General features: G+C 73.3%; 26 protein-coding genes. 12 read left to right on the top strand and 14 right to left on the bottom strand.

Features of this window, described 5'->3' with window-relative positions; all coding sequences use genetic code 11:
- The first annotated feature begins 11 nt into the window (after nucleotides 1–11).
- On the top strand, nucleotides 12–1,091 hold the full coding sequence (locus tag F3L20_RS21760; RefSeq protein WP_150155802.1) for an adenosine deaminase: 1,080 nt from the start codon (nucleotides 12–14) through the stop codon (nucleotides 1,089–1,091).
- Here F3L20_RS21760 and F3L20_RS21755 read toward each other — a convergent pair.
- Together F3L20_RS21755 and F3L20_RS21750 are read right to left on the bottom strand one after the other, a co-directional pair.
- Nucleotides 1,073–1,588, bottom strand: coding sequence for a mycothiol transferase (locus tag F3L20_RS21755; protein WP_150155801.1), 516 nt, complete (start codon nucleotides 1,586–1,588; stop codon nucleotides 1,073–1,075). The two genes, F3L20_RS21760 and F3L20_RS21755, sit on opposite strands and share 19 nt — an antisense overlap.
- Nucleotides 1,589–1,615: 27 nt before the next feature.
- Nucleotides 1,616–2,500: a LysR family transcriptional regulator gene (locus F3L20_RS21750; protein WP_150155800.1), complete on the bottom strand. Its 885-nt coding sequence runs from the start codon at nucleotides 2,498–2,500 to the stop codon at nucleotides 1,616–1,618.
- A gap of 126 nt (nucleotides 2,501–2,626) precedes the next feature.
- Between F3L20_RS21750 and mgrA the strand changes: the two genes are divergently transcribed.
- Complete coding sequence (gene mgrA, locus F3L20_RS21745) at nucleotides 2,627–3,619, top strand: L-glyceraldehyde 3-phosphate reductase (RefSeq protein WP_150155799.1); 993 nt, start codon at nucleotides 2,627–2,629, stop codon at nucleotides 3,617–3,619.
- A gap of 52 nt (nucleotides 3,620–3,671) precedes the next feature.
- On the opposite strand, the gene F3L20_RS21740 is transcribed toward mgrA, so the two are convergent.
- A complete protein-coding gene (locus tag F3L20_RS21740; RefSeq protein WP_150155798.1) occupies nucleotides 3,672–4,055 on the bottom strand; it encodes a nuclear transport factor 2 family protein in 384 nt (127 codons plus the stop codon).
- A gap of 336 nt (nucleotides 4,056–4,391) precedes the next feature.
- Here F3L20_RS21740 and F3L20_RS21735 point away from each other — a divergent pair, with 336 nt between their 5' ends.
- Nucleotides 4,392–4,802, top strand: coding sequence for a hypothetical protein (locus F3L20_RS21735; protein ID WP_145825793.1), 411 nt, complete (start codon nucleotides 4,392–4,394; stop codon nucleotides 4,800–4,802).
- Nucleotides 4,803–4,816: 14 nt separating this feature from the next.
- Here F3L20_RS21735 and F3L20_RS21730 read toward each other — a convergent pair whose 3' ends face one another.
- From F3L20_RS21730 to F3L20_RS21720, 3 genes are all read right to left on the bottom strand, one after another.
- Nucleotides 4,817–6,076 carry a streptophobe family protein gene (locus F3L20_RS21730; protein ID WP_150155797.1) on the bottom strand — a complete coding sequence of 420 codons (1,260 nt, stop codon included), beginning with the start codon at nucleotides 6,074–6,076 and terminating at the stop codon, nucleotides 4,817–4,819.
- A 67-nt stretch (nucleotides 6,077–6,143) separates the two neighbouring features.
- Nucleotides 6,144–6,581 (bottom strand): PRC-barrel domain-containing protein, encoded by a 438-nt coding sequence (locus F3L20_RS21725; protein WP_240810733.1) that lies wholly within the window; start codon nucleotides 6,579–6,581, stop codon nucleotides 6,144–6,146.
- Nucleotides 6,578–7,159: a PRC-barrel domain-containing protein gene (locus tag F3L20_RS21720; protein WP_150155796.1), complete on the bottom strand. Its 582-nt coding sequence runs from the start codon at nucleotides 7,157–7,159 to the stop codon at nucleotides 6,578–6,580. Before F3L20_RS21720 ends, F3L20_RS21725 begins: the two co-directional genes overlap by 4 nt.
- Nucleotides 7,160–7,302: 143 nt before the next feature.
- On the opposite strand from F3L20_RS21720, the gene F3L20_RS21715 reads away from it, so the two are divergent.
- Nucleotides 7,303–7,758 (top strand): ATP-binding protein, encoded by a 456-nt coding sequence (locus F3L20_RS21715; RefSeq protein ID WP_150155795.1) that lies wholly within the window; start codon nucleotides 7,303–7,305, stop codon nucleotides 7,756–7,758.
- A gap of 99 nt (nucleotides 7,759–7,857) precedes the next feature.
- On the opposite strand, the gene F3L20_RS21710 is transcribed toward F3L20_RS21715, so the two are convergent.
- Entirely contained in the window at nucleotides 7,858–8,745 is an 888-nt protein-coding gene (locus F3L20_RS21710) for a SigB/SigF/SigG family RNA polymerase sigma factor (RefSeq protein ID WP_150155794.1), read from the bottom strand.
- A gap of 277 nt (nucleotides 8,746–9,022) precedes the next feature.
- Between F3L20_RS21710 and F3L20_RS21705 the strand changes: the two genes are divergently transcribed.
- Nucleotides 9,023–9,457 (top strand): helix-turn-helix domain-containing protein, encoded by a 435-nt coding sequence (locus tag F3L20_RS21705; protein ID WP_150155793.1) that lies wholly within the window; start codon nucleotides 9,023–9,025, stop codon nucleotides 9,455–9,457.
- Between the two features lie 28 nt (nucleotides 9,458–9,485).
- Here the strand turns inward: F3L20_RS21705 and F3L20_RS21700 are convergent, their stop codons facing one another.
- Both F3L20_RS21700 and F3L20_RS21695 read right to left on the bottom strand, forming a co-directional pair.
- Entirely contained in the window at nucleotides 9,486–10,088 is a 603-nt protein-coding gene (locus tag F3L20_RS21700; RefSeq protein WP_024885960.1) for a ClpP family protease, read from the bottom strand.
- The gene (locus F3L20_RS21695; protein WP_150155792.1) at nucleotides 10,088–10,744 is read right to left on the bottom strand and encodes an ATP-dependent Clp protease proteolytic subunit; all 657 of its coding nucleotides are present in this window, start codon (nucleotides 10,742–10,744) and stop codon (nucleotides 10,088–10,090) included. Before F3L20_RS21695 ends, F3L20_RS21700 begins: the two co-directional genes overlap by 1 nt.
- Nucleotides 10,745–10,978: 234 nt before the next feature.
- On the opposite strand from F3L20_RS21695, the gene F3L20_RS21690 reads away from it, so the two are divergent.
- The 5 genes from F3L20_RS21690 (at nucleotide 10,979) to F3L20_RS21670 (ending at nucleotide 14,554) form a co-directional block, all read left to right on the top strand.
- Nucleotides 10,979–11,464: a VOC family protein gene (locus F3L20_RS21690; RefSeq protein ID WP_150155791.1), complete on the top strand. Its 486-nt coding sequence runs from the start codon at nucleotides 10,979–10,981 to the stop codon at nucleotides 11,462–11,464.
- A 79-nt stretch (nucleotides 11,465–11,543) separates the two neighbouring features.
- Nucleotides 11,544–11,873 (top strand): nuclear transport factor 2 family protein, encoded by a 330-nt coding sequence (locus F3L20_RS21685; RefSeq protein WP_150155790.1) that lies wholly within the window; start codon nucleotides 11,544–11,546, stop codon nucleotides 11,871–11,873.
- Between the two features lie 105 nt (nucleotides 11,874–11,978).
- On the top strand, nucleotides 11,979–12,773 hold the full coding sequence (locus tag F3L20_RS21680) for a VOC family protein (protein WP_150155789.1): 795 nt from the start codon (nucleotides 11,979–11,981) through the stop codon (nucleotides 12,771–12,773).
- Nucleotides 12,774–12,803: 30 nt separating this feature from the next.
- Complete coding sequence (locus tag F3L20_RS21675; RefSeq protein WP_150155788.1) at nucleotides 12,804–13,511, top strand: ribonuclease H family protein; 708 nt, start codon at nucleotides 12,804–12,806, stop codon at nucleotides 13,509–13,511.
- Between the two features lie 59 nt (nucleotides 13,512–13,570).
- Complete coding sequence (locus F3L20_RS21670) at nucleotides 13,571–14,554, top strand: aldo/keto reductase (protein WP_150155787.1); 984 nt, start codon at nucleotides 13,571–13,573, stop codon at nucleotides 14,552–14,554.
- Between the two features lie 32 nt (nucleotides 14,555–14,586).
- On the opposite strand, the gene F3L20_RS21665 is transcribed toward F3L20_RS21670, so the two are convergent.
- Nucleotides 14,587–14,928: a hypothetical protein gene (locus F3L20_RS21665; RefSeq protein ID WP_150155786.1), complete on the bottom strand. Its 342-nt coding sequence runs from the start codon at nucleotides 14,926–14,928 to the stop codon at nucleotides 14,587–14,589.
- Between the two features lie 132 nt (nucleotides 14,929–15,060).
- Here F3L20_RS21665 and F3L20_RS21660 point away from each other — a divergent pair, with 132 nt between their 5' ends.
- The gene (locus F3L20_RS21660; RefSeq protein WP_150155785.1) at nucleotides 15,061–15,558 is read left to right on the top strand and encodes a DUF6328 family protein; all 498 of its coding nucleotides are present in this window, start codon (nucleotides 15,061–15,063) and stop codon (nucleotides 15,556–15,558) included.
- A gap of 50 nt (nucleotides 15,559–15,608) precedes the next feature.
- On the opposite strand, the gene F3L20_RS21655 is transcribed toward F3L20_RS21660, so the two are convergent.
- Nucleotides 15,609–16,034, bottom strand: coding sequence for an SsgA family sporulation/cell division regulator (locus tag F3L20_RS21655; protein WP_150155784.1), 426 nt, complete (start codon nucleotides 16,032–16,034; stop codon nucleotides 15,609–15,611).
- A gap of 103 nt (nucleotides 16,035–16,137) precedes the next feature.
- Nucleotides 16,138–17,109: an LLM class F420-dependent oxidoreductase gene (locus tag F3L20_RS21650; protein ID WP_150155783.1), complete on the bottom strand. Its 972-nt coding sequence runs from the start codon at nucleotides 17,107–17,109 to the stop codon at nucleotides 16,138–16,140.
- A 72-nt stretch (nucleotides 17,110–17,181) separates the two neighbouring features.
- Between F3L20_RS21650 and F3L20_RS21645 the strand changes: the two genes are divergently transcribed.
- Nucleotides 17,182–18,630 (top strand): serine hydrolase domain-containing protein, encoded by a 1,449-nt coding sequence (locus F3L20_RS21645; RefSeq protein ID WP_150155782.1) that lies wholly within the window; start codon nucleotides 17,182–17,184, stop codon nucleotides 18,628–18,630.
- Here F3L20_RS21645 and F3L20_RS21640 read toward each other — a convergent pair.
- Together F3L20_RS21640 and F3L20_RS21635 are read right to left on the bottom strand one after the other, a co-directional pair.
- The gene (locus F3L20_RS21640) at nucleotides 18,622–20,214 is read right to left on the bottom strand and encodes a serine/threonine protein kinase (protein WP_206338811.1); all 1,593 of its coding nucleotides are present in this window, start codon (nucleotides 20,212–20,214) and stop codon (nucleotides 18,622–18,624) included. The genes F3L20_RS21645 and F3L20_RS21640 overlap by 9 nt on opposite strands.
- Nucleotides 20,215–20,313: 99 nt before the next feature.
- The gene (locus F3L20_RS21635; protein ID WP_150155780.1) at nucleotides 20,314–21,273 is read right to left on the bottom strand and encodes a threonine/serine dehydratase; all 960 of its coding nucleotides are present in this window, start codon (nucleotides 21,271–21,273) and stop codon (nucleotides 20,314–20,316) included.
- Between the last annotated feature and the right edge of the window lie 21 nt (nucleotides 21,274–21,294).

The following is a 21,294-nucleotide window of genomic DNA, read 5'->3' as shown; positions in this document are numbered from 1 at the left end:
AACCTCCAGCCATGTCATCTACGCGCATAGACTCCGACGTGATCCGCCGCCTCCCCAAGGCGGTCCTGCACGACCACCTCGACGGCGGCCTGCGCCCGGCCACCGTCGTGGAGCTGGCCGAGGCCGTCGGCCACACACTGCCCACCACCGACCCGGGCGAGCTCGCCGCCTGGTACGTGGAGGCCGCCAACTCCGGCGACCTGGTCCGTTACATCGCCACCTTCGAGCACACCCTCGCCGTGATGCAGACCCGCGAGGGCCTGCTGCGCACCGCCGAGGAGTACGTCCTCGACCTCGCCGCCGACGGTGTCGTCTACGGCGAGGTCCGCTACGCCCCCGAGCTGAACACCCGCGGCGGGCTGACCATGGCCGAGGTCGTGGAGACCGTCCAGGAGGGCCTGGCAGCCGGCATGGCCAAGGCCGCCGCCGCCGGGACGCCCGTCCGCGTCGGCACCCTGCTGTGCGGCATGCGGATGTTCGACCGCGTCCGCGAGGCCGCCGACCTGGCCGTCGCCTTCCGTGACGCCGGGGTCGTGGGCTTCGACATCGCCGGCGCCGAGGACGGCTTCCCGGCCGCCGACCACCTCGCCGCCTTCGAGCACCTGCGCCGCGAGAGCGTGCCGTTCACCATCCACGCCGGCGAGGCCCACGGGCTGCCCAGCATCCACCAGGCCGTCCAGGTGTGCGGCGCCCAGCGCATCGGGCACGGCGTACGCATCACCGAGGACATCCCCGACCTCGCGGGCGGCAAGCTCGGACGGCTCGCCGCCTGGATCCGCGACCGCCGGATCGCCCTGGAGATGTGCCCCACGTCCAACCTCCAGACCGGCGCCGCGACCTCGATCGCCGAGCACCCGATCACCCCGCTGAAGGACCTCGGCTTCCGGGTCACCGTCAACACCGACAACCGGCTCGTCTCCGGCACCACCATGACCCGAGAGATGTCCCTGCTGGTCGAGCAGGCCGGCTGGACCGCCGAGGACCTGCGCATGGTCACGGTGAACGCTGTGAAGAGCGCGTTCCTGCCGTTCGACGAGCGCGCCGCGCTGATCCGGGACGTGGTCCTGCCGGGTTACGACGCCGCGTCCTGAAGCAGCCCCCGGACGTAGGCGGCCTGTCCGACGTGCTGGAGGTCGTCGGACAGGACGCTGACCAGGCGCACGCCCAGGGTCACGGGCGGGTCCCAGTTCTCGTCGACGACCCGCTCCAGGTCCTTCGCGGTGAGCGTCCGCAGGGCGCCCAGGGTCTGCTCGTGGACGGCGTCGTGATAGCCGGTCAGCAGGTCGCCGGAGTCGACCCGGACCTTGGCGACCTGCGCCGGGGAGTGGCCGAAGCCGGTCGTGCCGCGCGGCAGGCCGAGTCCGAACCGCTTCTCCCAGCCGCCGGAGAGCCACACCTGGTCCAGGCCGAAGGCGTCCGCCACGTGGTCGTCCTGGATCCGGGTGAGGTGCCACACCAGCCAGGCGATGGTGTTGGCGCCGGGGCCGGGCCGGGCGGCGAGGTCGTCGGGGGCCAGGCCCTCCACGGCGGCGTGGACCTCTTCCCGGATGCGGCCGAAGCCGTCGATGAGGATGTCCTTGGCATGCATGGGTCCAGCGTCGCGCACCTTCCCGCGTCACGCGCCCCCGGTGTCCAGCAGTGTCATCAGCGCCCGCGCCGCCGGACTGGTGGCACGCGGCGCGGGGACCAGCGCCACCGTCTCGTACGCCGCCTCGCCGGTGTCCTTGAGGGGCAGCGCGGTGAGCGAGGGCCGCTTGTGCCGGAAGTGCCGCGGCACGACCGCCACACCCAGGTTCTCGTCGACCAGGTCGAGCAGGCTGTGCACGTCGTTCACCTCCAGCGCCACCGTGCGACGCACGCCCGCGGCGGCGAAGGCGGCGTCGGTGGCGCGGCGCGGCCCCCAGTCGGGGTGGAAGTCGACGAACACCTCGTCGGCCAGCTCCTGCGGGGTGACGGGCGTCCCGGCCCGGGCGAGCCGGTGGTCGGGATGGCACAGCACCGTCATCGGTTCCCCGGTCAGCGGTACCGCGCGCAGCTGGTCGGGGTCCGTGTCGGTGCGGTAGGCGAAGGCGAGGTCCAGCCGTCCGGCCGCGACCTCCTCGGCCAGCGCCGCCGAGCCCCACTGCCGCAGCCGTATCTCCACGTCCGGATGACGCCGGCGGAACGCGGCGAGCAGCTCCGCCACGTTCACCCCGGCGATGCACTGCTCCGTCCCCACCGCGAGGGTTCCGCGCAGCACGCCCTGCACGGCGGCCACCGCCTCGTGCGCGGCCCGCACCTGTGCCAGGATGCGTTCGGCCTCCGCGAGCAGCGCCCGCCCGGCCTCGGTGAGCGTCACCCTGCGGGTGGTCCGTACGAACAGGGGCGTCTGCAGCTCACGCTCCAGCGCCCGGATGGACGCCGACAGGCCCGACTGGGAGACCAGGAGCCGTTCCGCCGCCCGGGTGAAGTGCTGGTCCTCGGCGACGGCCACGAAGTGCTGGAGATGGCGCAGTTCCATGATTGAGAAGCGTAACCGCTGAATTCCATCGGATTCTTCTGTTGGACCACTGCCCGCAGGTCACGACAGAGTGGACGGGCGGTTCGACGAACCGCCGAGACGTGTGCCAACCCCTCTGGAGTCGCGTTGTACACCGCACACCCCGACCGTTACGCGGACATGCCCTACCGGCGCACCGGACGCAGCGGCCTGCAGCTCCCCGCGCTCTCGCTCGGACTGTGGCACAACTTCGGTCCCGACCGCCCGGCCGAGACCCAGCGGGCCATCCTGCGCCGCGCGTTCGACCTCGGCATCACCCACTTCGACCTCGCCAACAATTACGGCCCGCCGCCCGGTGCCGCCGAGTCCGCCCTCGGCGAGGCGCTCAAGGCCGACTTCGCGCCGTACCGGGACGAGCTGGTGATCTCCACCAAGGCCGGCTACCTGATGTGGCCGGGACCGTACGGCGAGTGGGGTTCGCGCAAGTCCCTGCTGTCCTCGCTGGACCAGAGCCTCAGCCGGATGGGCCTGGACCACGTCGACATCTTCTACTCGCACCGCTTCGACCCGGACACCCCGCTCGAGGAGACGATGGGTGCCCTGCACTCGGCGGTCCAGCAGGGCAAGGCGCTGTACGTCGGCGTGTCGAACTACAACGCCGAGCAGACCCGCGAGGCCGCCCGCATCCTCGGCGAGCTGGGCACCCCGCTGCTGATCAACCAGCCGCGCTACTCGATGCTCGACCGCCGCCCGGAGGACGAGGGCCTGATGGACGCCCTGGACGAGCTCCAGGTCGGGTCGATCGCCTACTCCCCGCTGGAGCAGGGAGTGCTGACCTCCCGCTACCTGGACGGCATCCCCGAGGACTCCCGGGCCGCGAGCGACAGCCCCTTCCTGAACACCGACGCCCTCACCGAGGAGCTGGTGGGCCGGCTGCGCGCGCTCGCCGACATCGCCTCCGCCCGCGGCCAGAGCCTGGCGCAGATGGCCCTGTCCTGGGTGCTGCGCGGCGGCCGTCTCACCTCCGCGCTGGTCGGCGCGAGCAGCCCGCGGCAGCTGGAGGACAGCGTCGCCGCCACGCGCAACCTCGACTTCTCCGACGAGGAGCTGTCCCGCATCGACGCGATCGTCAAGCAGTAGGCGTGGACCGGCCGCCGTCCCGCGAGCGGGCGGCGGCCGGTGTGCGAAGGCGTCACGCGCCGGTCCCGGGCAGCCGGTCCAGGAAGCCGTACACGGCCCGGATCCGGCCCTCGGCGTCGAGGGTGATCACGTCCGACCCCGCGACCGGGGCCGACCCGTCCACGTCGTTCACCAGCTCCCAGGAGAAGCGGGCCGTGTCGTGGTGCCCGTCGACCGGCCCCGCCGGCCGGAACGAGAAGCCCGGGAACTGCTCGCGGGCCGCCGCGATCACGGCGGTGATCGCTTCGTGGCCGGCCGCGTCGCACAGCGGGTCGGTGTAGCGGCCGTCCGCCGTCCAGACGTCGGCGACCGCCTTGGCGCGCGCCTGCGCGTCGTCGGCGTTCCACGCCTCGAAGTAGCGGGCGACGGCGGCGTCGTGGCGGTGGGCTGCGGTCATGGCGGAATCCCCCAGAGGTGGCGTGACTGTCGGCCGGACACCGGGTCACGGTCCTGCCGGCCCGGTACGCACACCTTGCCCGCGCGGCCGTCGGCACGTCGATTACCTGGCAGGTCATGCCGCGGGTCGCGCACACCGCGTCATTTCGGCCACGAACGGCCGTGCATATGCCAGGAGACTGGCCGGAAACATGTGGTGACAGTGTTTCAGTGGTGAACATACTCGACAGCGAGAGCGCTTCACACCGCGCGACGGCGCCCTCACGCACAGCACGCGAGCCACGGAGCGGGCAGCCGGCCCGGAACCGGCAGGCGAGCACGCAGCGGGGGAGGGAACGTGCACGACGAATTCCTGTGCCACGTCACGGCGTACGGAGTCTGTGACGGACGGCGTATCGGCGTGCCCCTGGGCACCTACCGGGCGCCGACGCTCGCCCTCGCCACCTGGTGGCTGCGCGACCGCGCCCTGTGGATCGCCGAGCGCCTCGACCCGCAGCCCGACGCCGAGCACTTACCCCAGGGCGCGCTCGTCCCCGTCCCCGACAGCGTGCCCGACGTGCCCACCGTGCTGCGCACCTGGTGCGGTGACGTCACCCGGCAGGAGGAGGCGGCCGAGGCGCTCGCCGCCGGCCGGATGGTGCGGATCGCCACCGGCGACGACACCACCGAGTACGAACTGCTGGCCGAGTCCGTGGACGCCCTGCGTATGCAGCGCGCCGCCCGCGTCCTCGGCGTCCCGGTCGCCTGACACCGCACCGCCCCTCAACGCCTCCGCCGCCGCAGCCCCCGTACCGCCCAGGCCGCCGCGCATCCGGCCGTCAGACCCCACAGCAGCGCCAGGCCCAGCGCACCCCACAGATGAGGCTCCAGCAGCACCTGCCCGGACAGTCCCTCGCCCAGGTCACCGATGCCGAGCACCGACAGGCCGATCCGCGCCGAGATCCGCGCCGTCGGGCCGATCGCCAGCACCGCCAGTGCCAGCGCCACCGCCAGCCGCACGGCGTGCTGCCAGGCCGGGACCCCGGGCGGTGAGTCGGTGACCATCACGCAGGCCGCGGCGACCACCAGGACCGCCGCGGCCACCAGCAGCCACCACCACCGTCCCCCGTCGTGCTCGACGAGCGTGCCCAGGTTCAGCTCGGAGATGTCCGGGGTGCGCAGCACCTCGTCCAGCACCCGTGGCATGGGCAGCCCGAACGGCCCCTCCACCCTGCCCTCCCAGGTCGCACCCAGCCCGACGGTCAGCGCCGGCCAGGCCACGTTGGGCAGCCCCAGCAGCACGACGGCGAACGTCTCGGCCGGATGCCCCCGGGTGCCCGCCACGACCAGCGCCACGACGAGCGCGACGCCCACGGAGGCGAGCAGCAGCAGCACCGCCGCCCGGGCCGCGGGGCGCGCCGAGGCCTGGAACCGCATCAACCCGGCCGGCAGCGGCGCGCCACGGGACACCAGTAGCGCCACCACCAGCACACCCGCCAGCCACACCAGACCGATCAGGACGGTCGGCAGCACGTCCGCGGCGAAGCCGACCACCGGGGTGATCCCGAACAGCTCGCCCAGGTCGCCGAGCAGGTCGTCCCCGAGGGAGATCTCGAAGGTGTGCCGCGCGCCCAGGGCCAGTCCGAGGACGGCGAGCAGCCACAGCACCGCGACCCGCGCGGCCCACCCCGCGAGGCCGGGCGCGCCCACGACCGTCCGGCGGCGCAGCGGTCGCAGGAAGCACCAGCCGGTCAGCAGCGCCCCGACGAGGGTGACGGACAGCGGGATCACCGTCAGCCCGCCCTCCGTGCCGGCCAGACCGCCGGCGTCCCCGGACAGCCGTACCGTGCCCCCGACGGCCAGCACCAGGACGGCCGCGAGCACCGGCGCGAAGGAACCCTCCGGGAGGTCGGCGGCGCCGGCCGCCCAGAGCCCCAGCGCCGCCACCGCGCCCATCGCGGCCAGTGAGCCGACCACCGTGGCCAGGGCCGGAACCCAGCCGTGCAGAGGGGACCGCGGGGGAGAAGGGGAGTGTGCGCTCACGTGTGCACGCTAAGCAGGGCCCGCCCACGCCGCCCGCCGGGAGGTCCGTCCGCGCGGGTCCGTGACCTCAGACCGGGTGGTGCCCCCGGGCGTCCCGCACCACCAGGGCATGGTCGCCGAGACCCAGCAGCCGGTCCGCGCCCACCTCGCCCAGACTGGTCAGCACCGCGTCCAGACGGCCGGTGGACGGGTCGAACGCCGCGTCCAGCACCGTGCCGTGCTCCTCGCCGCACTCCGTGAGCACCTCGCTGCCCAGCAGCTCGCGCCGGGCCGGCACCCGGTGGGCCGGCCCGGCGGCCGGGCGGACCGCCAGCAGCCCCGGACCGGCCGCGCGCAGGTCGTCCCAGGCCACCACGGTGTCCCGGCGCCACCGTCCGCGCCCGATCCGCGCATGGGTGACCCTGCCGGACGCCGCGTCGACCGTCAGGGACCGCACCGCACCGAGCCGGGCCCCGTCGGCCCCGACCACGGGCAGCCCGCACACCTCGGAGAACAGCGCCGTCACGGGACACCGCCGCCCGCACGGCCGTGGAGGGCGTCGACCCGCGCCACGAAGCCGGGCAGGTCGTCGGTCACGTACGCCGTCACCCGCGCGGGGACGACCAGGGTGCGCCCCGTGATCCGCAACGCCTCGCCCCCAGGCAGGTACACCTGGTGCCGGTGGTGGCGGGAAGCGTGCACCAGGTGCCGGTGCGCGGCCAGCCGGAACGCCGCGATCCGGCCGCTCGTGCCGCCCTCCACCAGGACGTCGAGCACCGTGCCCAGCGGGTCGCCGTCGTCGGTCACCACCTGCGCGCCGAGCACCCGGCCGCGGGCCGCGTCCCGCCGTGCCTCGGAGGACAGGGCGAACAGCGCCCCGGCGTCCCGGATCATGACGGCCCGGCGGCCCAGGCAGTGCACCGCCGGCCACGGCAGGTCGCGGGACAGCGGCCCGGACAGCAAGGCCGGCCCGCTGAGGGTGAAACTCGCGATCCGCCGGGCGGACGTGTCGAACACCGTGTCCCGCACCAGCGCCACCGCGTCACCGCCCAGCGTCACCACGGGCAGCGTCGTGAGGCTCCGTACGGCTCTCAGCCCGTTCATGGCGCCCCCTTCGCGAGCCTCCGGCCCACCGGGTTCCCCGGCTCGGAAAGCCGAACATGGATCAGGTGGAGTGCCCCGGCCGACTCGGGGTACCAGGACCGGTGCGGATCGTCCGGCCGACCCGGCGTCGCAGAGGGAAACGCATGACCTATCGCTTGGACGGGGTAGTGATACCGACTGGTTTCGACGTGCCCGTGGAACCGCTGCGGCGGGCGGCACACTTCACCGGCGAGCCGGGTTGCATCGCCGAGGCGCGTCACTTCGCCGTGCAGTTCCTCGAACAGCTGAGGACCGAGTGGTGCGCCAGGATCGACGCGCGCGTCGACGGTGCCGTGCAGCTCGTGGTGAGCGAACTGGTCACCAACGCCGACCGGCACAGCGACGGTCCGTACATCCTGGAACTGGAGGGCACCGAATCCTCGCTCACGGTCGCGGTGTACGACAGCAGCGGCACCCTGCCCCGGGTCTTCCCACGCGACCCGCAGCGCGTCGGCCGGCACGGACTGGAGATCGTCCGCGCGCTGGCCCAGGACGTGGCCGTCGAGCGCGTCCCGGTCGGCAAACGCGTACGCGCGGTCCTCGACCTCACCAAGGGCTGACGTTTCCCGCGGCTTCCGAGCGGTCCGTCCTCGCACCGGCGCCCCTCGGCCGGATCCGTCCGGCAGGGGCGCTTTCCGGTGCCGGGCTGCGTCGGTCCGTCAGGCGCAGCCCAGCTCTCCGAGCATGCCGGTACGCAGCCGGGCGATGATCCGCTTGATCAGGCGGGACACGTGCATCTGCGAGCAGCCCAGCCGCTCACCGATCTCCGCCTGCGTGGCCTCCTCGACGAACCGCATGTGCAGGATCTCGCGGTCGCGGTCGCTGAGCTGCGCCATGAGGGGGGCCAGCGCGTGGAAGTCCTCCACGAGGCCCAGCCGCTCCTCCTCGACACCGATGAAGTCGGCGAGGACCGACTCGCCGTTCTCGGGGCCGTCCCCGGTGAGCGCGGCGTCCAGCGAGGAGGAGTTGTAGCCGTTCGCGGCGATCTGGCCCTCGATCACCTGCTGCTCGCTGATGTTCATCAAGGTCGCCAGCTCGGCGACGGTGGGCTCGCGGTCCAGCCTGCTGGCCAGCTCCTCGCGGGCCTTGGCCAGCTCCACGCGCAGCTCCTGGAGCCGGCGCGGCACGTGCACGGCCCAGGTGGTGTCACGGAAGAAACGCTTGATCTCGCCCACGATGTACGGCAGCGCAAAAGAGGTGAACTCGACCTCGCGGGACAGCTCGAACCGGTCGATGGCCTTGATCAGGCCGATCATGCCGGTCTGCACGATGTCGTCCATGTCGTCGCCGCGGCCGCGGAAGCGCCCGGCCGCGAAGCGGACGAGGGACATGTTCATCTCGATGAGCGTGTTGCGCGCGTACTGGTACTCGAGGGTCCCCTCCTCCAGCTCCGCGAGACGCCGGAAGAACTGGCGGGAGAGCTGGCGGGCGTCGCGGGGGGCGACGGCGCGCGCGTCGACCAAGGGCGGGAGGTGCTCGCCGTACGTCCCGGCCCCGGTGTGCTCGACGACGTCCCGCTCCTGCGACCGGATCACGGCGGTCCTCATTGCCTCTCCCCACGCACGTCATGGCTGCCATGTGCCTGAGCCTCGCGAGTACCCAGGTCCGGCGAACCTATGCCCATCAATTGTCGCGCGTGGCCGGACCGCGCCCGGCACACCTCGGGAGAGACGCGGTGCGCACGGCCGTCACGCCGCCTCCGATGGTACGGCGCCCGTCGCGGCGCGGCACCATCGGGCGGAAGATCGCCGTCCGGATACGGGCTTCACTCAGGGCGGAATCCCGCTCCCTTGCCCAGGGGAGCGGGATTCCTAGGCTGAGGACGTGACCGTTCACCAGCCGAACCACGCCCGTGTCATCCCCCTGCGTCGCGGCCCGGCGCCCTCCGGCCCGGCGCCTTCCGGCCCGGCGGCCCCGCGGCCGTCGGACCCGCCGGCCGCGCCGAGAGAGCCGCTGTGGCGGCATCTCGTCGGGGACGTGCTGCGCAAGGAGCGGCAGGCCCAGGAGCGGACGCTCAAGGACGTCGCCGACGCCGCCCGGATCTCCATGCCCTATCTGTCGGAGGTCGAGCGGGGCCGCAAGGAGGCCTCGTCGGAGGTCCTCGCGGCCGCCGCGGGGGCGCTCGGCCTCGGTCTCGGCGACCTGCTGGCCCGCACCCACGCGGAGCTGGTCCGGGTCACGTCCCGGCGGACCGCCGTCGGCACCCGGCCCGTCGTGCGAGACGGCTCCGCGCACAACGGGCTCTGCCTGGCCGCCTAGACCGGGAACCGTACGGCCGCCCGGCCTCTCACATGCCCACGAGGCGCCGGGCGAGCACCTCGTCGGCGAGGCCGTACTCCACGGCCTCCTGCGCGGTGAACACCTTGTCGCGGTCCATGTCGGCCCGCAGGGTCGCCACGTCCTGGTGCGTGTGCCGCGACAGCACCTCCTCGACCTGGGCGCGGATCCGCACCATCTCCCGGGCGCGCAGGGCCAGGTCGGACGCCGTGCCCCGCACCCCGCCGGTGGCGGGCTGCCCGAGCAGCACCCGCGCGTGCTCCAGCACGAACCGCCGCCCCGGGTCGCCGCCGGCCAGCAGCACGGCGGCCGTGGACGCCGCCTGCCCGACGCAGTAGGTCGAGACGGGCGCCCGCACGAACGTCATCGTGTCGTAGATCGCCATCAGCGAGGTGAACGAGCCGCCGGGGGAGTTGAGGTAGACCGCGATCTCGCTGTCCGGGGCCTCCGACTCCAGGTGCAGCAGCTGGGCCACGACCACGTTGGCGACCCCGTCGTCGATCTCCGTGCCCAAAAAGACGATCCGCTCGGCGAGCAGTCTGCTGAACACGTCGTAGGACCGCTCGCCGCGGGCAGTGCGCTCGACGACGTTCGGAATCGTGTAGCTCCCCATCAGCGCAGCCCCATCCTCGGTCGCGCGGCCGCCGGCCGGACGTCGTCGAGCGACTCCACCACCCGGTCGACCATTCCGTAGGCCAGGGCCTGCTCGGCCGTGAACCAGCGGTCCCGGTCGCCGTCCCGGGAGATGGTCTCCGGGGTCTGCCCGGTGTGCTCGGCGGTGATCCGCTCGATGGTCCGCTTGGTGTACTCCAGGCTCTCCGCCTGGATCTCGATGTCCGCGGTGGTCCCGCCGATGCCCCCCGACGGCTGGTGCATCATCACCCGCGCGTTCGGCAGGGCGTACCGCTTGCCGGGCGTGCCGACGCTGAGCAGGAACTGCCCCATGCTGGCCGCGAAGCCCATGGCCAGGGTGGACACGTCGTTGGGGATCAGCCGCATGGTGTCGTAGATGGCCAGCCCCGCGTGCACCGAACCGCCGGGGCTGTTGATGTACAGACTGATGTCGGTGCGCGGGTCCTCGGCGGACAGCACGAGGAGCTGCGCGCACACCCGGTTCGCGGAGACCTCGTCGACCTGGGTGCCGAGCAGCACGATCCGCTGCGCGAGCAGCTGAGCGGCGAGGTGGTCGTCGAACCGGGTCGGCGGGGTGTCGCCGTCCTCGGCCGTGGGCCGGACGGCCGGCCAGGGGCCGGCGGTGAGTGGGGACATGGACGCTCCCGTGGTTGCTCGTCGGAGCACGGCCGGGCGGCCGTGTGCGTCCACTGTCGGCCCGTCGCACCGGCCGGGGGAGAGATCTCTGCCCGCGGCAGATTCGCCCCGGGCAGAACGGCCCCGGCTGCCCTCCTCGGCCGCTGCGCGGCGACACCGATGAGTTCCGGCGCCCGGACCGGTCTGCCCCCGTGACCGGTTCCCACGAGGGGCACCGCACCCCGGGAGGTACTCATGGACACCGACGGATTCACCACCTGCCTCTGGTTCGACGGCCAGGCCGAGGAGGCCGCGCGGTTCTACGTCTCCGTCTTCGGCAACTCCGAGCTGGGCGACGTCGTCCGCAACACCGGCGCCACCCCCGGCGAGGCGGGCTCCGTGCTCACCGCCGAGTTCACCGCCAACGGCCAGAAGTTCGTCGCCCTGAACGGCGGACCGGAGTTCACGTTCAACGAGGCGATCTCCTTCCAGCTCGAGTGCGACGACCAGGACGAGATCGACCACTACTGGGAGAAGCTCGTCGAGGGCGGCGGCGAGCACGGCCCGTGCGGCTGGCTCAAGGACCGGTACGGCGTCTCCTGGCAGGTCAACGCCAAGCGGCTCACGCAGATGATCGGCGACCCGGACCGCGAGAAGGCGGACCGCGCGTTGAAGTCCATGATGACCATGGGCAAACTGGACATCTCGAAGCTGGAGAAGGCGTACGCGGGCGAGGCGTGAGGACGGCTCGGGGCGTGGCCGCGGACCCACGCTCCCGCCCCCGCGCCCGCCCGTCCGCACGCCGTGAGGAAGGAATCAGATGACCGCTCCTGATCTCCCCGACGCCATCCGTACCTTCGTCGAGGCCACCAACCGCGGTGACAGCGGCGCCTTCGTGGCCGCCTTCACCGAGGACGCCTACCTCAACGACTGGGGCCGCGAGTTTCACGGCCATGACGGAGTGCGGTCCTGGAACCGCACGGACAACATCGGCGTCCAGTCGCACTTCTCCACGGAGGGGATCGAACCCGGCCCCGACCCGGACAGCTACGTCGTCACCCTCGCGGTCACCGGGAACGGATACAACGGAACCGGCCCGATGACCTTCCACCTGCGCGACGGCCTGATCGCAAGCGTGCGGATCGGCTGAGCCGCCTCCGGCACCCCGGAGGGCCTCGCCGCTCGGCGCGCGGGTCCCGGTGGTCGTGGCTAGCGTGAGGGGAAAACCGAACCGTCGACGCGGAGGGCCGCAGCCATGGCCGTACCACCCGAAGGAACACCGTGCTGGGCCGACGCGACGTTCGAGGACCTCGACGCGGCCAAGGACTTCTACGGCGACGTCCTCGGCTGGACCTTCGGCGAGACGTCGTCCGAGCAGGGCAACTACACCCAGGCGTACGCCGACGGCAGGGCGGTGGCCGCCGTCGTACCGCCCATGCCCGGGCAGGAGGGCACCTCCCAGTGGTGCCTGTACTTCGCCGCCCGGGACGCCACCGCCACCGCCGCCCGGATCCGGGACAACGGCGGAGAACTGCTCCTGGACCCCATGCAGGTCGGGGACTACGGCACCATGTGTCTGGCGCGCGACCCCGGCGGGGTCGTGTTCGGCGTGTGGCAGCCCGGCACCCACGAGGGCTTCCAGGCGGTCGCCGAACCGGGCGCGTACTGCTGGGCCGAGGTCTTCACACGCGAACCGGAGAAGGCCGACGCGTTCTTCCCGGCCGTCTTCTCCTACCGCGCCAAGCAACTCGAGGGCGAAATGGACTTCCGCGTCTACGACCTGGGGGAGCGCAGCGTCCTCGGCCGGATGCGGATGACCGACGACTTCCCGCCCGAGGTGCCGCCGTACATCAACGTCTACTTCACCGTCGCCGACTGCGACGAGGCGGTCGCCCGGGCGACCGCGCGCGGCGGGGTGCTGCGGTTCGGGCCGATGGACACGCCCTTCGGACGGTTCGCGGCGATCAGAGACCCGCAGGGTGCGAACTTCTCGGTGCTCGACATCACCACCACGGCGGGGGAGATGCCGAAGACCACCGAGGTCGGCTGAGCCGGACCGGCGCACCCTCACGGCCGTGGCATGATCGGGCGCATGGGTGAACGTGTGGTGGCCGCGTGCGACGGGGCCTCGAAGGGAAATCCCGGGCCCGCCGGCTGGGCCTGGGTGGTCGCCGACTCCTCCGGGACACCGGAGCGCTGGGAGGCCGGCGCGCTCGGCACCGCCACCAACAACGTCGCCGAACTCACCGCCCTTGAGCGGCTGCTGGCCGCCACCGACCCCGGCGTGCCGCTGGAGGTCCGGATGGACTCGCAGTACGCCATGAAGGCCGTCACCACCTGGCTGCCCGGCTGGAAGCGCAACGGCTGGCGCACCGCGGCCGGCAAGCCGGTCGCCAACCAGGAGCTCGTGGTCCGCATCGACGGGCTGTTGCAGGACCGCCCGGTGGAGTTCCGCTACGTCCCCGCCCACCAGGTCGACGGCGACCGGCTCAACGACTTCGCCGACCGCGCCGCCAGCCAGGCGGCCTCCGCCCAGCAGGACGCCGGCAGCGCACAGGGCTCTCCCGAGCCGCCGCCGTCCGCCCCGCGCCCGGCGGGCGGCACGGCCCGCCGCGCCTCCGGCGGCGCCACAACGTCCCGGCGCACCGGCGGCTCCTCGGCGCGCACCGTCAAGGCCAAGTTCTCCGGGCGCTGCCCGTGCGGGCGGACGTACGCGGCCGGCGAGCCCATCGCCAAGAACGACAAGGGCTGGGGCCACCCCGAGTGCCGGACGGCCGTGACCGCCTGAGCAGCCCGAACGGGGGAGCCGCCGGTCGCCGGACCGGAGCGGATGACAGACTGACCGCCATGGAAGAGCGCACTTTCGACAGGTCGGGACAGCACGCCTCGGTGATCGGTCTCGGCACATGGCAACTCGGGGCGGACTGGGGAGACGTCGACGACAAGGAAGCCCTCGCGGTGCTGGAGGCCGCCGCCGAGTCGGGCGTCACCTTCTTCGACACCGCCGACGTCTACGGCGACGGGCGCAGCGAGCAGACCATCGCGTCGTTCCTGAGCGGACGGCCCGACCTGCACGTGCTGGTCGCCACCAAGATGGGCCGCCGCGTCGACCAGATCCCCGAGAACTACGTCCTGGACAACTTCCGCGCCTGGAACGACCGCTCCCGGCGCAACCTGGGCGTCGACCGCATCGACCTGGTGCAGCTGCACTGCCCGCCCACGCCCGTCTACTCCACCGACGAGGTCTTCGACGCCCTCGACACCCTCGTCGAGGAGGAGCGGATCGCCGCCTACGGCGTGAGCGTGGAGACCAGCGCCGAGGCCCTGACCGCCATCGCCCGGCCGAACGTGGCCAGCGTGCAGATCATCCTCAACCCGTTCCGCATGAAGCCGCTGCGCGAGGTGCTCCCCGCCGCGCGCGAGGCGGGCGTCGGCATCATCGCCCGGGTCCCGCTCGCCTCGGGTCTGCTGTCCGGCAAATACACCAAGGACACCGTCTTCGCGGAGAACGACCACCGCTCGTTCAACCGGCACGGCGAGGCCTTCGACCAGGGCGAGACCTTCTCCGGCGTGGACTACGCGACCGGTGTCGAGGCGGCAGCCGAGTTCTCGGCCCTGGTCCCCGAGGGCTGCACGCCGGCCCAGCTGGCGCTGCGCTGGATCGTCCAGCAGCCTGGCGTGACCACCGTCATCCCGGGCGCCCGCTCGCCCGAGCAGGCCCGCGCCAACGCGGCGGCGGCCCGGCTGCCGGAGCTGTCCGACGCGACCCTCACCGCGATCGCCGACCTGTACGACCGGCGGATCCGCGAACAGGTCGAGGGCCGCTGGTAAGGGAACGGGTCACCGCCGGCGGGAGCGGCGGCTCAGCTTTCGAGGAGCAGCTGACGCTCCTGCTCCTGGTCGCCGGCGACGGCGCCCTCGTCGCGGGTCGTGAAGGACCGCGACAGCGCGTCGCTCGCCCGGCGCACCGCCTCCGGGCTGCCCTGCACGGTGACGGTCACCGGCTCCGACAGGGGCCTGGTGTCCGTCCGCCCGGAGGCGTCCCCCTGCCCCTCCCCGGTGAACGTCGCCATACGGACCGTCGCGTCCGTGTCGGAGGGCCGCTCCTGCGGCGGTCCGAAGGTGCCTTCCAGCGCCCCGACGACCGCCCGGGCGTCCTCGGTGTCCCCGCCGCTGAGTGTCACGGTGAGCTGGGTGTCCGGCATGTGTCCCACTTTCCTCGGGCCTGGGTCGTGTCGTCGACCGTGTAACCGTGCCCCGCGCCGCCAAACCGGCGGTGGGGAGACGCCCCCTTTTCGGGGAAACCGCAAGGGGGAGACCTACCCGAAGGAGGCACCGTGCCGGACGCGGAGCGGGGCGAGAACAGGCGCCGGGGGCGGAACGAGTCGGAGGAGGAGAGAGCCGACAGGATGTGGACCGAGCTCATCCAGGAGGTCCGCGTCGCCCAGATGGGCGTGCAGATCCTGTTCGGTTTCCTTCTGACGGTCGTGTTCACCCCGACGTACGACGACCTGTCCGGCACCGACAAGACCATCTACATCGTCACGGTGGTCCTGGGCGCCTGCGCGACCGGGGCGCTGATCGGCCCGGTGTCGCTGCACCGGCTCGTCAGCGGACGGCGCATCAAACCGCAGGCCGTGCGGTGGGCCTCCCGGCTCACCCTGCTCGGGCTGGCGCTCCTGCTGGTCACCACCAGTTCGTCGCTGCTGCTGATCCTGCGCGTGGCCAGCCACGACGACTTCGTCCCGTACCTCGTGGCCGGGGTGGTCTGCTGGTACCTGCTGTGCTGGTTCGGCCTGCCGATGTGGGCCCGTTACCGCCACACCACCCGCTGACGCGGGGGAGGGGGCGCGCCTCGTCATCCGGCTGCCGCGGTGAGGCCCTTTCAGCTCCCGGCGAGGACGTCCGCGAGGAAGTCGTCCACGCGCACCTCTTCGCACCCCGGCGGCACCACCCGGTGGGTATCGTGCAGGAACTCCCCGACCGCCTCCGCCCAGGCGAACACCACCGCGTGGTGCCGGCCGCCGTCGGCGCGCGCCTCGCCCAGGAACTCCATCCGCAGCTCCCGCTCCACCCCGCGGGCCTGCGGGCACAGCCGTACGTCACCGATGCCGACCGGGCGGGTCAGGCCGTCGGTGACCATCTCCCGGTCCAGCTGCCAGCGGGCCAGGACCCGCCCGTCGAGAGTGAAGACGGCGGTGACGGCGAACGGGTCCGACGGGTCGTAGCTCAGGTGGGCAAGCACGGGAAAGCGTTCCGTGTCGCCTGCCTGGAGCTCCACCACCAGGGTTGTGTGCACGAACGAGTTCACGAGGTGCCTCCGGGACGTACCGACGTAGAGCCCTCTAGTACCCCGGTTCCGCGCAAGATGCTCAGCTCTCCGGGTGAATCTGTCACCGGCCCGGGACGGAGGGTCAGGCGAACGCCTCCCGGAGCGCCGGCAGCAGCGTCTTCTCCGACCAGTCCAGGAACGCGGGCTGCGACTCGCCGCCGATCTGCACCAGGGCGATCTCGGTGAAACCGGCCTCGGCGTAGGGGCGGACCGCTTCGACGAAGTCCTCCGGGTCGCTGCCGCACGGGATGGACGCGGCGACGTCGTCGGGCCGTACGAACTGGGTCGCCGAGGCGAAGGAGTCCGGGTGCGGCAGCTCGGAGTTCACCTTCCAGCCGTTGCCGAACCAGCGGAACTGGGCGTGCGCGCGTTCCACGGCCGCGTCCCGGTCCGGGTCGTAGCTCACCGGCAGCTGCCCCACGCGCGGCTTGCCCTCGCCGCCGTGCCGGTCGAAGGCGTCCAGCAGCTCCGGCCTGGGCTCGGTGGCGATCAGCAGGTCGGCGTGGTGTCCCGCGAGGGCGCATGACCGCTTGCCCGACACCGCGATCCCGATCGGCGGCGGCTGGTCCGGCAGGTCCCACAACTTGGCCGACTCCACGTCGAAGTGCTCGCCCCGGTAGTTCACGTGACCGCCCTCGAACAGCGCGCGGATGATCTCCACCGCCTCCTCGAGCATCTCGTGGCGTACGTCCACCGGCGGCCAGCCGCCGCCCACCACGTGCTCGTTGAGGTTCTCTCCCGAGCCCAGTCCCAGCCGGAACCGGCCTCCGGACAGCAGCTGCATCGTCGCCGCCTTCTGCGCCACCACCGCCGGGTGGTAGCGCTTCGTCGGACACGTCACGTACGTCATCAGCGGGATCCGCGAGGTGGCCTGCGCGGCCGCGCCCAGGACGCTCCACGCGTACGGCGAGTGTCCCTGCTCGGCCAGCCACGGGAAGTAGTGGTCCGAGGTCACCGAGAAGTCGAAGCCGGCCTCCTCGGCGCGCACCACGTGCTCCACGAGTTCTCGCGGCCCGGCCTGCTCGGTCATCATCGTGTATCCGATTCGCACCATGGTGTCCGGGTCCCCCACCGCGACCGGCGAAAACGATGGATCACCCGGCGGTGGCCCGGGCAGGATGCCCCCATGACCCACCGAGCCCTTCCCGCTGCAGCCCCCGCGACCCAGGGCGTCGACGCCTTTGGTGTCCACGCCTTCCTCGACGCCGTCGAGGCCGACCCGGACATCGAGCCGCACGGACTGATGGTCCTGCGGCACGGGAAGGTGGTGGCCTCCGGCTGGTGGGCGCCCTACACCGCCGAGCGACCGCATCTGCTGTACTCGCTCAGCAAGAGCTTCACCTCGACCGCCGCCGGGCTCGCCGAGGCGGAAGGACTGATCGACTTCGACGCCCCGGTGCTGTCGTACTTCCCGGAGTTCGAGGCGGACATCACCGACCCGCGCAGCCGGGCCATGCTGGTGCGCCACGTGGCCTCCATGGCCAGCGGGCATGACCACGAGACCGTCGACGAGGCGTTCGGCGCCGACCCGGCCGAACCCGTGCGCGGCTTCCTGCTCCAGCCGCCGCAGCGCGACCCCGGCACGCTCTTCACCTACAACCAGCCCTGCACCTACACCCTCGGCGCGATCGTGCAGCGGGTCACCGGACAGACGATGGCGGACTACCTGCGCCCCCGGCTGTTCGACCCGCTGGGCATCGGCGAGGCCCTCTGGTCGCGGGACCGCGCCGGACGCGACATCGGCTTCGCCGGACTGCACACCACCACCGACGCGATAGCCCGCCTCGGGCTGCTCTACCTGAACGACGGCGTCTGGGAGGGCGAGCGGCTGCTGCCCGAGGGGTGGGTCGCCCGCGCGACGCGCCCGCACATCGACACCGCCGGCGCCATGGGCGGGGACGACCGACCGGACTGGGACCAGGGCTACGGCTACCAGTTCTGGCGGGGCAGGCACGGCTTCCGCGGCGACGGCGCCTACGGCCAGTACTGCCTGGTGCTGCCCGAGCACGACGCGGTGATCGCCGCCACGACGGCCACCGTGCAGATGCAGCGCTACCTGGAACTGGTGTGGGAACACCTGCTGCCCGCCTTCGGCCCGAGCCCGCTCACCGGGCGGGAGGCGGCCGACGCCGCCCTGCGCGAGCGCCTGAACGGCCTCGCCCTGCCGCCGGCCCCGGGCGCCCCCGCGCCGGCCGACGGCTGGTCCGGCGCCGCGTTCACCCCGGACGGCGGGCTCTGCGCCGAGCAGCCGAAGCTGACCGCCGCCGAGCTCACGGCCGACGCCGACGGCGGCTGGTCGCTGACCCTCACGGAGGACGGCCACCGGTTCGAGGCGCGCCTGACAGGTCCTGGCTGGACCGTCACCGAGGGGGCCCAGCCGACCGCGGTGAGCGGAGGCTGGACCGACCCGGACACCCTCACCGTGGACATCTCCTTCCTGGAGACGCCGCACCGTCTGCGCGTCACCTGCTCCCTCTCCGACCGCACCTTCCGGGCGCACTGGCTCACCCGCCCTCTGGTCCCCTGGCCGCTGCGCGCGCTGCGCGCGCTGCGCGCCCCGCGCGGCTCACGCTGAGCCGGGCCGGAAGGTGCGCAGGACCGTCCGCAGCGCCTCGCGGCTGCCGGGCCGCGTCCAGTCGGCGGCCGGGGTGGTCCAGCGCAGCGAGAAACCCCGGCCCTCGCCCAGCAGGAATCCCCGGCCGAAGGTGCGCACCCGGGTGCCGTCGTCCGCCGCCAGCCACTCCATGTCGGCGGCCTCGCGCCCCTGGTACGTCGTCGGCCGGATCACGCCGATCCGCCGGTAGGAGCCGGTCCCGACGAGCCCCGGCTCCACGGTGTCCCGCCAGACGGCGACCGGATCCGGACCCACCCGCTCGCTGTAGGTGACGGCGAGGGTGCGCGGGTCGTCGTCGGCGCCGAAGGTGACGCGGTAGGACAACCGGGTGGCGCGCGAGGTGTCCTGCCGCTCCCAGCCCGCGGGCAGGGCCACGGAGAATCCCTCCGGCGCCCGGTAGGTCCGGTAGCCGGCGGGGAGGGCGCCCGTGCCCGGCGCGGACGGCGCGGCGGTGCGGGACGGGCCCGGCGAGGCGGCACCGGAGGGCGCGGGCGAGGGGGCGCCGGTCGGGGCCGGTGCGGGTGAGGCGGTGCCGCCGGACGCGGTCGCCGAAACCGGCGGGGTGCCGGCGGCGCGGTCGTCGCCGGGCAGCCCCCGCGCCACGGCGACCGCGGCGGCCGTCACCGCCACCACGGCCAGGGCGGTGCCGGCGAGCACGGTCCTGCGCGCCCGCCCCGCACGGCGCCAGGCGCCCCCGAACGCCGCCCGCGCGCACGGCGCGTGGACACCGCCGGGGTCGTCGCGCAGCACCCGGGTGAGCACCTCCCGGACCACCTGCCGGTTCGGCCGCTCCCGGGCCTCCTTGCGGAGGAGTCCCGTGACGACCTGGGTGAGCGGCCCGCAGCGCATCGGCGGGCGCAGCGGCAGCCGGTCCACCCCCTTCAGCGTGGCCGCGACCCTGCCCCGGTCCCGGAACGGCGGGCGGCCCTCCAGCATCGTGTAGAGGATCGCGCCCAGCGCCCACAGGTCTGCGGCGGGACCGAGCCGCTCGTCGCGGGCCTGCTCCGGCGCCGCGTACGACGGTGCCGTGAGCCGGGGGGCCGACGTCGTGCCGGCCAGTCCGTAGCCGCCGACGACCACCGGACCGGACTCGGGCAGGAACAGCTGGCCGGGGCTGAGCTCGCCGTGCGTGACGGCCTCCGCGTGCGCGGCGTCCAGCACCTCCAGCAGGTCCAGCGCGACACCCGCCGCCCGCACCGGGGCGAACGTGCCCTGCTGGAGCAGCACCTCGTCGAGCGGCGTGCCGTCGATCCATGAGGTGACGATCCACAGCCCGCCGCCCTCGGCGACAGCGTCGACGACCTCCGCGATGCGGCCCGGGCACAGCCGGGCCACATTGTCGCCGGCCCGCAGGATCCGCGAGGGCGTCCGCCGGGCGCCCTCCGCGGCGTCCGCCGGCAGGTCGATCCGGGTGGCCAGGCACGGCCGGCCGGTCCGCAGGTCGTCGGCGTACCAGCTGACGCGGTTGGTCTCGCGATGCGTGATCTCGACCAGCCGGTAACGGCCGGCGACCGGCCGATCGGTGGAGGCGTGCGCCCAGCCCATGGTGATCCCTCGTCGAACCGCTGACTCCCGTCCCCACTGGTACGCGGGGAGGGGGCCGGTGCGTTCAACGCCGGTCCTGGCACAGGCCGGACGCCGGGCTCAGCGCAGCGCGAAATGGTCCGTCCACGCCATCATGTCGGCCGTGGTGGCGTTGCCGCCGCACACCACGAGCCCCAGGCGGGCCCCTTCGCCGACCCGCTCCAGGACCCGCCGCGCGGCGGGCAGCAGACAGCCCGCGGCCGGCTCCGCCCACACCTTGGCGTGGTCCGCGAGGTCCAGCGAGCCCCGCACGGCGTCCCGGTCCGGCACCACCAGCACCTCCTCGACCAGCTCCGCGACATGGTCGTACGTCAGCCGCGACACGGACGGCGCGCTGAGGGTGGAGACGATCGACGTCAGCGCCACCGGCACCGGCCCGCCCGCCCTGAGCGCCTCGGACATCGCCTGCGCCCCCTCGGTCTCCACGCCCCACACCCGCACCCCGGGCCGCCGGGCCCGCAGTGCCGCCGCGACACCGGCGATCAGGCCTCCGCCGCCGATGCTGACCAGCACGTCGGTCAGCTCACCGGCGTCCTCGGCGAACTCCAGACCCACGGTGCCCTGACCGGCGATCACCTCGGGGTCGTCGAAGGGGTGGACCAGGGTCAGGCCGTCACGCCGCAGCTCGGCGGTGAGGGCGAAGGCACCGTCCATGTCGTCCGTCACGCGCACCGAGGCGCCCGCGGCCTGCGCGATCTCCACCGCCCGCACGGGCGCCGAACGCGGCATCACCACGGTCGCCTTCACGTCGAGGGCGGCGGCCGTCACGGCCAGCGCGATGCCGTGGTTGCCGCCGCTCACCGCGACCACGCCGGCGGCCCGTTCCGTCTCGCTCAGCGCCAGCAGCTTCGCCGCCGCACCGCGCACCTTGAACGACCCGGTCCGCTGGAGCAGTTCCAGCTTCGCCGTCACCGGCGCACCGAGCAGCGCCGAGAGCCCGGGACTCGGCACGGTCGGGGTCCGCACCACGTGCCCGGCGATCCGCTCGGCTGCGGCCTCGATGTCGGCGATCTCGATCACGACTGTCACCTTTCCGGCGCG

This window comes from Streptomyces tendae (assembly GCF_008632955.1).
In the GTDB taxonomy this organism is placed as follows: Bacteria; Actinomycetota; Actinomycetes; order Streptomycetales; family Streptomycetaceae; genus Streptomyces.
The sequence above is the reverse complement of the archived record's forward strand: the minus strand, read 5'-3'. Positions and strand labels throughout refer to the sequence as shown.